The sequence below is a fragment of the Rhodomicrobium sp. genome (assembly GCF_047605405.1).
GTDB lineage: Bacteria > Pseudomonadota > Alphaproteobacteria > Rhizobiales > Rhodomicrobiaceae > Rhodomicrobium > Rhodomicrobium lacus.
The window spans coordinates 150,041-162,756 of the sequence record NZ_JASGFR010000001.1; the positions used below are offsets into that span (position 1 = coordinate 150,041).

Below are 12,716 nucleotides of genomic sequence, written 5' to 3' on the forward strand. Positions count from 1 at the left end.
CCATTGCCTTACATCGGGGGCGACGCACCGCCTTTAGATTGCAACTCAATTATGGTAATTGGCAACATTAGCGTCAATGCCATCGATAAGCTAACAGCATGCAAACGCAAGCGTGCGACCCTAGGTAGCGCCATCGTTCCCCCCGGCCGAAGCGGTTTGCAGTCGCTGGACGGCCGCAGTTTCGACGGCGTGTTTCAGCCTCGCTTCAAGGCAGCCATCGGCGTCGTCCTCTATGGCAACGGATTCAAGGTCGACCGATGCGGACCGAGCCGCTAGCCTGAGGTGAAAATACGCGCGCACTCCCGCGTGCCGGAACCTCATGGGCAGCAGGATTTCCGGTGGCGCTGACCATGATAGCAGCGCTTGTCCGAGTTCACAAAGCTCGATCGTTCCAGGTTTGAAATAAAGCTCGGCTGAGGAGTGAATGAGGCTCCTCAGGTTGGCAATCTGACCGATGCGGATGAAAGCAGCGAAGTCGAGCACGTCGACAAGACGGAGTTCCGAGGCGAAGCCGCCGAGCGCGGCTCCCAGAACCCGCTCCAGTGTTGCGAAGTCCACTTCCAGTTCCGGGGCGCTTTCCACAAAGAACGCACCCTCCGCTGTCATTGGACTCTGCTCCCGGAAAAAAAACGCGAGGCGAGCAGGGTCTTCGCGCGCGAGAAACGGCGGCGCTCCACCTCTTCGAGAAGGACAGTCTTGACTTCCGCCGCATCGTGGCGTTCGCCGACGCCCGCCGGAACTTCGTCGGCGACGGTAATCCAGATCCTGCGGAATTCCGACAAGGCCTCGTGGCGGTGGTGCGAAGGCAACTCCGTGCCATTTGTAGCGTCGAACAAGTCGACTGCGTCTGCCAGTTTGCGCGCGGTGGGAACATCCTGCGAGGTCGGTTCCTCGCAGATGAAAGAATAGGCAAACTGGTACATCACATCCTCTTGGTGGCAGAACTGCAAGCGCGTCGCTTATCGCACGCGATGCTTATGCCAAGCGTGAGGCGTGAGTTGCCCTCGCACGGCGTTTGCGGCGTCAAGTGCTCCGTGACACCGGATCTCCATGACGCCTTGTTCGCGAGACAGACGGGCTCGCCTCGAAGCGTCAAACCCCCGCGGGCTCAAGCGCAGCCGCCGAAGATTTTCCTATGACCGAGGCGCCCGGCAGGGCGATGGTTACGCGAAGCCCCCCCTCCGGCCGGTTCTTCAGGATGACGTCGCCGCCGTGAAAACGCACGATGCCGCGCGCGATCGCAAGGCCGAGCCCCATTCCTCCGGTGTCGGCATTTCTCGAATTTTCGAGGCGGACGAAAGGCGAGAAGACCTTTTCCATGTCGCCCTCGGGGATGCCGGGCCCATCGTCCTCGACCACGATCAAAGCTTCGTTGCCCGCGAGTTGCGTTGTGACGCGCGCATGGGTGCCATACGCCACCGCGTTCACCACGATGTTGCGAAGCGCGCGTTTCAGGGCGAAGGCGCGACAATGCAGGCTGAAGCTCGGCGTGTCGCTGCATTCGACCGGCGCGCCCATGTCCGCGAGGTCGGCGCATACCGACGAAACGAGCGCGCCGACATCGACGAGCCGCGATTCTTCCAGTTCTTCCAGTTCGCCGCCCTTGGCGTAGGCGAGCGCGGCTTCCGTCATCTGGAACATCTCGGCCAGCGTCTGGAGGATCTTACGGCGCATTTCGTCGTCTTCGATGAACTCCGCGCGAAGCCGCAAGCTCGTGATCGGCGTCCGAAGATCGTGGCTGAGCGCCGCCAGCATCTTCGTCCGGTCCTGCATGAAGGTGCAAAGCCTGTCCTGCATGTCGTTGAAGGCGCGGATCGTCTCCACAACCTCCATGGGGCCTTTTTCTTCGAGCTTTGCTGTGTATTCGCGTCTGCCGAGCGCCGTGGCCGCGTCAGCCAGTTCCTTCAGCGGGCGCACGACGCGGATCATGATGAACATGATACCGAAGGCGCCGATCGCCGCCATGATGACGAACTGAACGAAGAGGGTCGGCGCGTGCGTCGGCGCGCCGCGAGGCCGGACAGCGACATTCAGCCACGCGCCGTTTTGGAGCGGCACCGAAATGTGCGCATAAACAGGATAGTCGGATGCGCTCTTCGGGTCGGATGCCCCGCGCAGCCGTTCATAGGCCCTATGAAAACCGCGAGCGAGCGTTTCCAGGCGAAACTCCGCGCGGAAGGGATCGTAATAGGCAACGATGACATTGTTTGCCCGGCTGCCGAATACCTCGCGTGCGCCCTCGGGCTCGTCCGTCGCATTGTCGGCTGTTTTTCTGGCAATGGCCTCATCGTCGATGGAGAACTGAAGGACGGGCGAACTTGCTGCCGCGAAGATGGTGTCGTGATATTGCGACGGCGTCGTATCGACGATATTCGCCACGGTTTCGACGCGCGTAAAAATGCCGTTGAGCCAATCCCTCATCATGCGGGACTGCTGATCGCGGATGATGACGATATAGCCGACGGCCTGCGCAAGGATAAGCCCGGCGATGGTGAGAACGACGAGCTGGCCCTTCAGGCTTTTGGGGAAAATCTGCATTACACGCGCTCGACCGTGCCGACGAATTTGTATCCGCCGCCCCAGATGGTCTGGATGATCTTCGGATCTTTCGGATCCTCCTCGATCTTGCGGCGAAGGCGGCTCACCTGATTGTCTATGCTGCGGTCGAACAGATTGGCCGCGCGGCCGCGCGTGATGTCGAGAAGCTGGTCGCGCGTCAGCACCACGTTGGGACGATGCAGGAACGCCGCGAGAAGCAGATGTTCGCCGTAGGATAGCGGCGTCACCATCTGGTTGCCGTCGATGAGTTCGCGCCGGTCGGCGTCGAAGACGAATTGCCCGAACTTGATCCTTTCGCCGGGCGGCGTGTCGCGGCTCGGCGGCATGCTTTGCGCGCGGCGGATCACGGCCCGGATGCGCGCCAGGAGTTCGCGCGGATTGAAGGGCTTCGTCACGTAATCGTCGGCACCGAGTTCGAGACCGATGATGCGATCGGTATCTTCGGCCACGGCGGTCAGGAAGATGATCGGAGCGCTGTTGCTGTCGCGAATATCGCGGCACAGCGAAAGCCCATCTTCGCCCGGCATCATGATGTCGAGCACGAGCAGGTCGAATGCACCCGCTTTCAAATGGCGCCGCGCTTCCGCCGCATCGGCCGCCACCGTCACACGCATGCCATGCTTGACGAGGAATTTCGCGAGGAGGTCGCGGATGTCCTTGTGATCGTCGACGACGAGAATATGAGTGGATGTGTCCATTGGCTTCTCCCTCTGGCGTGGATCAAAGCGCCCGCGAGCGAAGTCGCTGTCACGCGCCGGGCCGGTGTCGCGCGCTGTGGCTGAGCCCCTTGTCGGACCTGATTTTGTCAAAGTTGCGCAAAAGACACGATTTGGCTAACCCTAGCCGTAAAAAAGCGCGCCAATGGACAATTCCGGCAAATCGCGACACAATTTTCAGAGAGCCCGCAGGCCATTTTGCAGGGTGGGCCATTTGGCGCGCGCGGTGAGACGGTCTGGAAGGAAAAGCGGCTTTTCCCTTTTTGTCATAAAACCGCAGCCTGATTTCCTTAGCATGCCAGGCAGAAACGATTCGCGGAACAAGTGACGAGCACGCAGCGTTAGTCCGAGCGCTCCCCCTCCCCCTGTCGAAAGACGGTGCAGCGGCAGGCGCAAGTCGTTGATATAACCTACGACAGCAACCGATTCTGAAACCGGAGAAGGTTCGATGGAGCCGTTCGTTTTAGGCTGGCGCGAATGGGTTGCGCTTCCCGAGCTGGGGCTGCCTGCGGTAAAGGCCAAGATCGACACGGGCGCGCGCACTTCGGCGCTGCACGCCTTTTCGATTGAAACCTTCGGTCCGATCGATGCGCCCCGCGTCCGCTTCGGCGTCCATCCCGCCGACTACAGCGACGACATCGAAGTCTGGTGCACGGCGAAAATCGTCGACCGGCGCATGGTGCGAAGCTCCAACGGTCAGGCCGAAAACCGTTTCATCATCGAAACGCCGATCAGGATCGGCGACCGCGAATGGCCCATCGAGATTTCGCTCTCGAACCGCTACACCATGGCGCATCGCATGCTTCTCGGCCGCACGGCCCTCGAAGGCGCATCCGCCACCATCCTGCCATGGTCGGAATTTCGTCAGGCGCAGCTCTCCTATGACGTCTATGGCGAGCAGGCGGGCAAGCCGAAGAAGCGCTCGCTTCGCATCGCGCTCCTCACCATGGAGCCCGGCAATTTCTCGAACCGCCGCCTCATCGAGGAAACCGAGAAGCGCGATCATGTGATCGAGCCGATCAACACGCTGCGCTGCTACATGAACATCAAGTCCATCGCGAGCGCGGTGCATTACGAAGGCAAGACGCTCCCCGATTACGACTTCGTCATCCCGCGCATCGGTGCGTCGATCACCGCCTACGGCACCGCCGTCGTGCGCCAGTTCGAGATGACGGGCGCCTGCGTGCTGAATTCCGCGCAATCCATCGTGCAGAGCCGCGACAAGCTTTTCGCCCATCAGCTTCTCGCGATGCACAAGCTGCCGATGCCCGACACGGCGTTCGCCAGCTCGCATCACGACACCGACGACCTCATCAAGATGGTGGGCGGCGCGCCGCTCGTGATCAAGCTCCTGCAATCGACGCAGGGCAAGGGCGTGGTGCTCGCCGAGAACCGCAAATCCGCCGTGTCGCTGATCGACGCGCTGCGCAGCGCCGAGACGAGCTTCCTCGTGCAGCAATTCGTCTCCGAGGCGGCGGGACAGGATCTGCGCTGCATCGTGCTCGACGGCAAGGTGATCGCGGCGATGGTGCGGCGCGCGGCGGGCGACGAATTCCGCGCGAACCTGCACAAGGGCGGGCTCGCCTTCGAGGCGAAACTCACGGCGGAGGAGCGCAAGCTTGCGATCAAGGCCGCGCATCGGCTGGGGCTGAAATTCGCGGGCGTGGACATCCTGCGCTCGTCGAAGGGGCCGCTGCTGCTGGAGGTGAATTCCTCGCCCGGCCTCGAAGGCATCGAACGCACCACCGGCGTGGACGTGGCCGGCCTCGTGCTCGACTATATCGAGCAGCGCAGTTTCGGCACGCGACCTAGGATGAGGAAGGCGGCTTAGGTGCGGCTGTTGGGTGAGCGTTCCTGAAAATTAATTCAAGAGTATGCCGGTAGTGAGAACTTCCGCTCAACATCAAGGAGGTAGGTGTATGGAGAGGATGCGCGCGTCTTCGCTCTCGCCAAATATGACTTAATCCCGACATCTGCTAACGTTATGAAGGCACCAGCTCCGAGGAGCATCGCTCCCGAAAAACCTGTCGCATAAGCAAGCACTCCGCTTGCGGGCACGGATACGGTGACACCCCTTTGGACGCCCTCCCACACACTATGGATTGTTTGCGTCTTTAGTTCTTTTTTGAGCTTTGTAAGACCGGGTCGGATTTTATTCTCAAACAGGCCCTTGGCACCTTCTTCGAGTTCCTTCGCTGAAGATGATTTCTCGATCTTCAACTTCAGATCGTCGAAGAGCCCCGAAAGCTCGGCAAGTTGATCGGTACGATTTTTGCGAAAAGCCAATAGTTTTGTCATGGGGGTCTCAGGGTCGACCTTAAGCCCTTCCATAACGACTGAAACAAGTGCACCTCGTGCGGCCGCTGGTCCGCTCGCCGAAACATCATCAATAAGACAACGAAGATTTACGCCCGAGGAGGGCTCTTCGTTCGTTAATGGGGATACCTGAACTTCCTTCGCGAGCAGTGCAGCGAGCGCCGACATGTAGACCTCGGCAAACCGACCGCTCACAACAATCCAATCCCCCTCTTCGTAACGGCGGAGCTGGTGCCTGAGTATGTGCTGCAATTCGTGCGATAGTTTCTCTGGGTGCATCCTGTACATGTCAAAATGACGAAATATTTGACGAAGCTCTGGCGATAATTTTTCCGCAGAAAGCATTTCGAGGCCACCGGATTGGATTGCAAGTGTCCGCAAAGCGGGTGGCATCTTGTCCGGGTGTATGCCTACTATTTCTTCTAGCCTCGATTTAATTCGGCGACCGATCTTATCGGCATGCACAAGAGATCCTTTAACGGAATCTTGATGGCCGCTGCCAGTCAGGCGCAGATTCCATTCTGGATCGTCCAGAAGTTTAAAAACGCGTCTACCAAGCTCTTCGAGTAATTCCTGATGCATGTCACAACGCAACGGGTGAAGGTATCCTTCCTCTTCACAGATTTTAGTATCTGCTGAATTATAAGGATGCGGGATAGACGTGGGAACGATTGTTTGAACTTTGTCCCAAAAAAGGACTGCTGATCTGAGCCACCCCCCGTCGCGAATATCGATATAAGGGTAATAAAGTGCCGTTCCGAGCATGGCGCACGACTCCAATCAAGATTTAATAGATATATAATTTCACATGTAAAATCGGAAAGTGTATTTTTCAATTATTTTTCTCGCCCATGGCCATAAATTTCGGCGGGCGCAATTTCAGTCATTCCCCGCTCGCAAAAGCGGCCCCCTTTCCCCCATCTCGTTAACCCTTTTTGCGTCGGATTCTGCTAAATTCCCACCTGTTCCGGTATCCGTTGCAGTGGTGAGTCATGCGTTCTTGTGTTGTATCCGGCGGGGCGGCGCCCCTTGCCGCGGAAGGTATTCTTCAGGGCGATTGCCTCGACATCTTGCGGCGCATGCCGTCCGCGTCGGTCGACCTCGTCTTCGCCGATCCCCCCTATAATCTCCAGCTCGGCGGCGAATTGCTCCGCCCAAACAACACGCGCGTCGACGGCGTGGACCACGCGTGGGACCGCTTCGCCGATTTCGCCACCTATGACCGTTTCAGCCGCGCCTGGCTCGCGGAGTGCCGCCGCGTGCTCAAGCCGAACGGCGCGCTCTGGGTCATCGGCACCTATCACAACATCTTCCGGCTCGGCACGGCGCTGCAGGATCTCGGCTTCTGGATGATGAACGATGTCATCTGGCTGAAGACGAACCCGATGCCGAACTTCAAGGGCACGCGCTTCACCAACGCGCATGAGACGCTGATCTGGGCGGCGCGCGACGAGAAGGCGCGGCCGACGTTCAACTACGACTCGATGAAGGCGTTCAACGACGACCTGCAAATGCGCTCGGACTGGCTCATCCCGATCTGCTCCGGCCCGGAGCGGCTGCGCGACGACGGCGGACGCAAGGCGCATCCGACGCAGAAGCCCGAGGCGCTGCTCGCCCGCGTGCTGCTGGCGACGACGAAGCCCGGCGATCTCGTGCTCGACCCGTTCTTCGGCACGGGCACCACGGGCGCGGTGGCTAAGCTGTTGCGCCGCCGCTTCATCGGCATCGAGCGCGACCCGGATTATGTGGCGGCGGCGAGCGCCCGCATCGCGGCCATCGAGCCGTGCGACGAGAAGGCCGCCGCGCTGATCACCTCGAAGCGCGCCGAGCCGCGCGTGCCCTTCGGCATGGTGCTGGAACGCGGCATGCTGCGGCCGGGCGATGTGCTGTTCGATGCGAAGGCGGAAATCCGCGCGCAGGTGATGGCGGACGCGTCGCTGATGTGGAACGGCACGCGCGGTTCCATTCATGCGGTCGGCGCGAAGGCGCAGGGCCGCGGCGCGTGCAACGGCTGGACCTTCTGGCATTTCGAGAAGCCGAGGGACGGGCTCGCGCCCATCGATCTCTTGCGCCTCGAAGTCCGCAAGACCATGGGCATGCGCGCGGCGGCGTGAGCGGCGGACTTGAACTTCAGATCATAAGCCGCTCCAGAACGCCAATTCTGCCGAGCAGCATATGGACTCGATTGTGACCTAGGCCGTCGCCCATCCTTGGGGCGAACTTTGTCGGCTGCGTGAAATCGGCCCCGATTGGACAGGACGATTGTCGCACGGAACCCGGACCATCGGGCCCGCGTCATGCGAACAAAAAAGGCCGGGTCGCGCGCCCGGCCAGTCCGCACGGATGGAAGCGCTATTCCGCCGCGCGAAGTGCCTGCTTCTCGACCTCGCCCGCATGGCGCACGGCGACGCCCGTAAACGCGCCGCAATGGCCGCAGGAGATGTAGCGCTGCACGCCGCGATCGTGGCCGAAGCCGTATTCGACATCGCGCACGCTGAGCGAGGTCGAGCCGCAGCACGGGCAGGCGACGCTGGAGGCGGACTGTCGGCCGAGGCTGTTCGCGGTCTCGACCCATTGATCGAAGGGGGCTTTCGTGCTCTGCGCCATGGCGCTCACTCCCGGTTCTTCCGTTTCTTGGCGGCGGCTTTTTCCGAAAATGCTTCGCCTGCACCCGCGAATTTCTAAAGCTGCGGGCAACGGGCGAGCTTGTGTTCTTTGATATATGACAAGTGTTGCAGCGGGATTTCGGAGGCGCAAGCGTTTCTTTGTCGCTTTCCCGCACTTTGGTAACGCGCTCGAAATACTTGGTTTTTTTGCCGCGATCGGGGGCGGTTTTCGAGCCGTGAACGGATGATTGCGCACAATCCTGCCGCGATTGCACGAAAAAGTCCCGCGCGCTGCGGGACTTTTCTCGAAAACGTGATCCGACTCGGTCAGGCCGCCGCAAGCCTGCGCAGGACGTAGGGCAGGATGCCGCCCGCGCGGAAGTAGGCAAGTTCGTCGACCGTATCGATGCGGCACAGGAGCGGGACGTTCTTCAGCGAGCCGTCGGCGAAGGCGATTTCCGCCAACATGCGCTTTCGCGGTGAAAGATCGCCCAGTCCGTGGATCGTCACCGTTTCCGAGCCGGTCAGCCCGAGCGCCTGCCACGACATGCCATCCTCGAACACGAGCGGCAGCACGCCCATGCCGACGAGGTTCGAGCGATGGATGCGTTCGAAACTTTGCGCGATGACGGCGCGAACGCCGAGAAGCCGCGTGCCCTTCGCCGCCCAGTCGCGGCTGGAGCCTGTGCCGTATTCGCGACCCGCGAAGACCACGAGCGGCACGCCGTCCGCCTTGTACGCCATCGCCGCGTCGTAGATCGACATACGCCCGCCGTCCGGCTGGTGCAGCGCCACGCCGCCTTCGACGCCCGGCACCATCTGGTTCTTGATGCGGATGTTGGCGAAGGTGCCGCGCATCATCACCTCGTGATTGCCGCGCCTGGAGCCGTAGGAATTGAAGTCGCGGGGTTCGACGCCGCGCTCGATGAGGTAGCGGCCAGCGGGGCTCGTGCGCGCGATGGACCCGGCCGGGCTGATGTGGTCGGTGGTGATCGAGTCGAGGAACAGCGCCAGAACGCGCGCGTTTTCGATGTCGGCGACGGGGGGCGGCGCGTCGCCGGTCAGGTGCTCGAAATAGGGCGGGTTGCGCACATAGGTCGAGGCGTCGTCCCAGTCGTAAGTCTTGCCGGTCTGGTTGCCGCCGACGGCCTGCCAGCGCTCGTCCCCCTTGAAGACGTGAGCGTAGCGCGTCTTGAACAACTCGGGCGTGATGGACGTGCGCACTATCTCCGCGATTTCCGCCGATGTCGGCCAGATGTCCGCGAGGAACACCGGCTTGCCACCTGTGTCGGTGCCGAGGGGATCGGCGGTGAGGTCGATCTTCATCGAGCCGGCAAGCGCATAGGCGACGACGAGCGGCGGCGATGCGAGGTAGTTCGCGCGCACGTCCGGGTTCACGCGACCCTCGAAATTGCGGTTGCCGGAGAGAACGGCGGCGGCAATGAGGTCCTTTTCCGCGATGGCCTTCGAGATCGGCTCCGGCAGCGGCCCGGAATTGCCGATGCAGGTGGTACAGCCATAGCCGACAAGGCCGAAGCCGAGGGCGTCGAGATCGGCCTGCAGGCCGGATATGGTGAGATAATCCGTTACGACCTGACTGCCCGGCGCGAGCGACGTCTTCACCCACGGCTTCGGCTTGAGGCCCTTTTCGCGCGCCTTCCTTGCGAGAAGGCCCGCCGCGACGAGAACGCTCGGGTTCGAGGTGTTGGTGCAGGAGGTGATGGCGGCGATCACCACGTGGCCGTCCGCCATCGAGAAGTCCGCTCCTTCTACCGCGACGGCTCGCTCGACGGGGCCGCCGTTCGGCGCGCCTTCCGAGACCATCTCCGCCGCCTCGCTGCCGGGTTTCGGCGCGCGCATCTCGGCGACCGTATCGAAGAAGCCCGCCGCAGCCTGGCCTAGCGCGACGCGATCCTGCGGGCGGCGCGGCCCGGCAAGGCTCGGCTCCACGGTTGCAAGATCGAGTTCGAGCACATCGGTGAAGACGGGATCGGGCGTCGACGTCTCACGCCACAGTCCCTGCTCTTTGGCGTAAGCCTCGACGAGCGCCACGCGGTGCGGATCGCGGCCCGTCGCGTGAAGATAGGCGAGCGTGTCCTTGTCGGTCGGGAAGAAGCCGCAGGTCGCACCATATTCGGGCGCCATGTTCGCCATGGTCGCGCGGTCCTCGACCGAGAGCGTATCGAGGCCGTGGCCGAAATATTCGACGAACTTGCCGACGACGCCCTTCTTGCGCAGGATCTGCGTCACGGTCAGCACGAGGTCGGTCGCGGTCACGCCCTCGTTGAGCTTGCCGGTGAAGCGGAAGCCGATCACCTCCGGGATCAGCATCGAAATCGGCTGGCCGAGCATGGCCGCTTCCGCCTCGATCCCGCCGACACCCCAGCCGAGCACGGAAAGCGCGTTGATCATGGTCGTGTGGCTGTCGGTGCCGACGAGCGTGTCGGGGAAGGCTTGGGCAACGCCGTCAACGTCCTTCGTCCACACGGTTTGCCCCAGATATTCGAGGTTCACCTGATGGCAGATGCCGGTGCCGGGGGGAACAACGCGGAAATTGTCGAACGCCAGCGCACCCCAGCGCAGGAACTCGTAGCGCTCGCGGTTGCGCTCATATTCGAGGTCGACATTGACCTCGAAGGCGCGGGCATTGCCGAAGCTGTCCACCATCACCGAATGGTCGATGACAAGATCGACGGGCACGAGCGGGTTGATTCTGGCGGTATTGCCGGAAAGCTTCGCCATCGCGTCGCGCATGGCCGCGAGGTCGACGACGGCGGGCACGCCGGTGAAATCCTGCATAAGCACGCGCGCCGGACGAAACGCGATTTCGCGCGTCGAACGGCGTTCGGCGAGCCATTGGGCTACCGCGCGGATGTCGTCGGCCGTCACCGTCCGCCCATCCTCGAAGCGAAGCAGGTTTTCTAGCAGCACCTTCAGCGAGAACGGAAGCTTCGAGGCGCCGGAAAGGCCGTTCGCCTCCGCGTCCTGAAGCGAGAAAATTTCATACGGCTTTCCATCGACAGTGAGCGTTTTCCGGCTGCGAAAGCTGTCGAGGGAGCGCGGAGTTAAGGAAGCCACAGCGATTCTCCATCTGTGCGAAAATGCTTCTTGTGGGCATGCGGCAGAGTACCATAAAGAGAGGTTCGGCCTCCCTTCGACACGAGATTTTCATTTGTGAGTATTACCCCGCTCACCCGTTCTGGTTCCGCTTCTGCTCGCGCGACGCCGGTTTCGAGCCTCGCAGCGGAGAAGCTTGCCTGTCAGCGCGGCGGGCGGATCGTGGTGCCAGCGCTGTCGTTCAAGGTTGAGGCCGGGCACGCGCTGATCCTTCGCGGACCGAACGGAGCAGGCAAGACGACGCTCCTTCGCACCATCGCGGGCTATCTCCCGGCTGATTGCGGCCGCATCGTCGTGACCGACGACAAGGGCGAGGGGACCGGCGAAGGGCACTTCCATTACATCGGCCACACGAACGGCATCAAGCCGCGCCTCACGGTCATCGAAAATGTGAGCTTCTGGCAGCGCTTCTATTCGGGCGCGGACGACACGGAGGCTGCCGAGAATGCACTCGACGCGTTCGGCCTTCTCGACCTCGCGGAGTATCGCGCGGGCCATCTCAGCCAAGGGCAGGCGCGGCGCCTCGGCCTCGCGCGGCTGCTTGCGGCGAAGCGCTCGGTCTGGCTTCTCGACGAACCTTCCGTCTCGCTCGACGCGGCCTCCACGCGGCGCCTTGAAACGGCCATTCGCGACCATCTCGCGCAAGGCGGCATCGCGCTCGTCTCGACACATCTCGATCTTGCGCTGGGCGATGCGGCGACCGTTCTCGAACTGAAGCCCGGGCGGGCATTCGCGGCATGAAAGCCTTCCTCGCGCTCCTTACCCGCGATCTGACACTTGCGCTGCGCCAAGGCTCCGCCATCGGGACCGCTCTCGGCTTCTATCTCATCGCGGTGTCGATCATTCCGCTGGGCCTCGGCCCGGACCTCGCGCTGTTGTCTCGCATCGCGCCGGGCATCCTCTGGATCTCATTTCTGCTTTCGGCCGTGCTGTCGGTCGACGCGCTGTTTCAGGAAGACCGCGATGACGGCTCGCTCGACGCGCTCGCCATCGGCCCGCTGCCGTCAGAACTCATCGCCGCCTCGAAAAGCCTTGCGCACTGGCTGACCACCTGCGTGCCGCTCATCGTGGTGACGCCGCTCGCGGGGCTGCTTCTCAACATGGAACTCGACGCGGTGCCGAAGCTGCTTGCCACGCTGGCGGTCGGCACGCTCGGCATCAGCTTCGTCGCGGGCGCGGGGGCTGCCCTGACGCTTGGGCTACGGCGCGGCGCATTGCTGCTGCCGCTCTTGATCCTGCCGCTTTTCGCTCCTTTCCTCATCTTCGGCGTCGGTGCGTTGTCCGGCGCGCCGGGGGCTTTCTCGCAAAGCATCCTGCTGCTCGGGGCGCTTTCGCTGTTTTCGGTGGCGGCGATGCCATTTGCCGCTGCCCTTGCCCTTCGCCTGAGTTTGGAGTGAGTTAT

General features: G+C 62.0%; 11 protein-coding genes and 1 pseudogene. 5 read left to right on the top strand and 7 right to left on the bottom strand.

The genetic code is table 11. From position 1 onward, the window contains the following. Nucleotides 1-120: 120 nt before the first annotated feature. The 4 genes from QM659_RS00660 to QM659_RS00675 all read right to left on the bottom strand — a co-directional run bounded on the left by QM659_RS00660 (nt 121) and on the right by QM659_RS00675 (nt 3,257). Nucleotides 121-606 carry a hypothetical protein gene (locus tag QM659_RS00660; RefSeq protein WP_303485096.1) on the bottom strand — a complete coding sequence of 162 codons (486 nt, stop codon included), beginning with the start codon at nt 604-606 and terminating at the stop codon, nt 121-123. After that, nucleotides 603-923, bottom strand: a complete 321-nt coding sequence (locus QM659_RS00665) for a hypothetical protein (protein WP_415186992.1) — start codon at nt 921-923, stop codon at nt 603-605. Before QM659_RS00665 ends, QM659_RS00660 begins: the two co-directional genes overlap by 4 nt. A 169-nt stretch (nt 924-1,092) precedes the next feature. After that, a complete protein-coding gene (locus tag QM659_RS00670; protein ID WP_415186993.1) occupies nt 1,093-2,538 on the bottom strand; it encodes an ATP-binding protein in 1,446 nt (481 codons plus the stop codon). After that, entirely contained in the window at nt 2,538-3,257 is a 720-nt protein-coding gene (locus QM659_RS00675; protein WP_127077580.1) for a response regulator, read from the bottom strand. The genes QM659_RS00670 and QM659_RS00675 overlap by 1 nt, the downstream gene beginning before the upstream one ends. A gap of 466 nt (nt 3,258-3,723) precedes the next feature. Between QM659_RS00675 and QM659_RS00680 the strand changes: the two are divergent. Together QM659_RS00680 and rimK are read left to right on the top strand one after the other, a co-directional pair. Next, nucleotides 3,724-4,101, top strand: a pseudogene (locus tag QM659_RS00680) (ATP-dependent zinc protease); the annotation flags it as partial. Between the two features lie 105 nt (nt 4,102-4,206). Continuing rightward, the gene (gene rimK / locus QM659_RS00685; protein WP_415187033.1) at nt 4,207-5,106 is read left to right on the top strand and encodes a 30S ribosomal protein S6--L-glutamate ligase; all 900 of its coding nucleotides are present in this window, start codon (nt 4,207-4,209) and stop codon (nt 5,104-5,106) included. A 35-nt stretch (nt 5,107-5,141) separates the two neighbouring features. Here the strand turns inward: rimK and QM659_RS00690 are convergent, their stop codons facing one another. Next, nucleotides 5,142-6,356 carry a DUF6236 family protein gene (locus QM659_RS00690; RefSeq protein ID WP_415186994.1) on the bottom strand — a complete coding sequence of 405 codons (1,215 nt, stop codon included), beginning with the start codon at nt 6,354-6,356 and terminating at the stop codon, nt 5,142-5,144. Between the two features lie 227 nt (nt 6,357-6,583). Here QM659_RS00690 and QM659_RS00695 point away from each other — a divergent pair, with 227 nt between their 5' ends. After that, a complete protein-coding gene (locus QM659_RS00695) occupies nt 6,584-7,705 on the top strand; it encodes a site-specific DNA-methyltransferase (RefSeq protein WP_415186995.1) in 1,122 nt (373 codons plus the stop codon). Nucleotides 7,706-7,943: 238 nt separating this feature from the next. Here QM659_RS00695 and QM659_RS00700 read toward each other — a convergent pair whose 3' ends face one another. Then, nucleotides 7,944-8,198, bottom strand: coding sequence for a hypothetical protein (locus tag QM659_RS00700; RefSeq protein ID WP_127077576.1), 255 nt, complete (start codon nt 8,196-8,198; stop codon nt 7,944-7,946). 326 nt (nt 8,199-8,524) lie between these two features. Further along, nucleotides 8,525-11,275 (bottom strand): aconitate hydratase AcnA, encoded by a 2,751-nt coding sequence (acnA, locus tag QM659_RS00705; protein ID WP_415186996.1) that lies wholly within the window; start codon nt 11,273-11,275, stop codon nt 8,525-8,527. A gap of 96 nt (nt 11,276-11,371) precedes the next feature. Between acnA and ccmA the strand changes: the two genes are divergently transcribed. After that, the gene (ccmA, locus tag QM659_RS00710) at nt 11,372-12,055 is read left to right on the top strand and encodes a heme ABC exporter ATP-binding protein CcmA (RefSeq protein ID WP_415186997.1); all 684 of its coding nucleotides are present in this window, start codon (nt 11,372-11,374) and stop codon (nt 12,053-12,055) included. After that, nucleotides 12,052-12,711, top strand: coding sequence for a heme exporter protein CcmB (gene ccmB, locus QM659_RS00715; protein WP_127077574.1), 660 nt, complete (start codon nt 12,052-12,054; stop codon nt 12,709-12,711). The genes ccmA and ccmB overlap by 4 nt, the downstream gene beginning before the upstream one ends. The last annotated feature ends 5 nt before the right edge of the window (nt 12,712-12,716 follow it).

Bases quoted from the DNA above. Each gene is read 5' to 3' on its own strand.
- QM659_RS00660 (WP_303485096.1), bottom strand. From the start codon at position 606: ATGACAGCGGAGGGTGCGTTCTTTGTGGAAAGCGCCCCGGAACTGGAA.
- QM659_RS00665 (WP_415186992.1), bottom strand. From the start codon at position 923: ATGTACCAGTTTGCCTATTCTTTCATCTGCGAGGAACCGACCTCGCAG.
- QM659_RS00670 (WP_415186993.1), bottom strand. From the start codon at position 2,538: ATGCAGATTTTCCCCAAAAGCCTGAAGGGCCAGCTCGTCGTTCTCACC.
- QM659_RS00675 (WP_127077580.1), bottom strand. From the start codon at position 3,257: ATGGACACATCCACTCATATTCTCGTCGTCGACGATCACAAGGACATC.
- QM659_RS00690 (WP_415186994.1), bottom strand. From the start codon at position 6,356: ATGCTCGGAACGGCACTTTATTACCCTTATATCGATATTCGCGACGGG.
- QM659_RS00695 (WP_415186995.1), top strand. From the start codon at position 6,584: ATGCGTTCTTGTGTTGTATCCGGCGGGGCGGCGCCCCTTGCCGCGGAA.
- QM659_RS00700 (WP_127077576.1), bottom strand. From the start codon at position 8,198: ATGGCGCAGAGCACGAAAGCCCCCTTCGATCAATGGGTCGAGACCGCG.
- ccmB (WP_127077574.1), top strand. From the start codon at position 12,052: ATGAAAGCCTTCCTCGCGCTCCTTACCCGCGATCTGACACTTGCGCTG.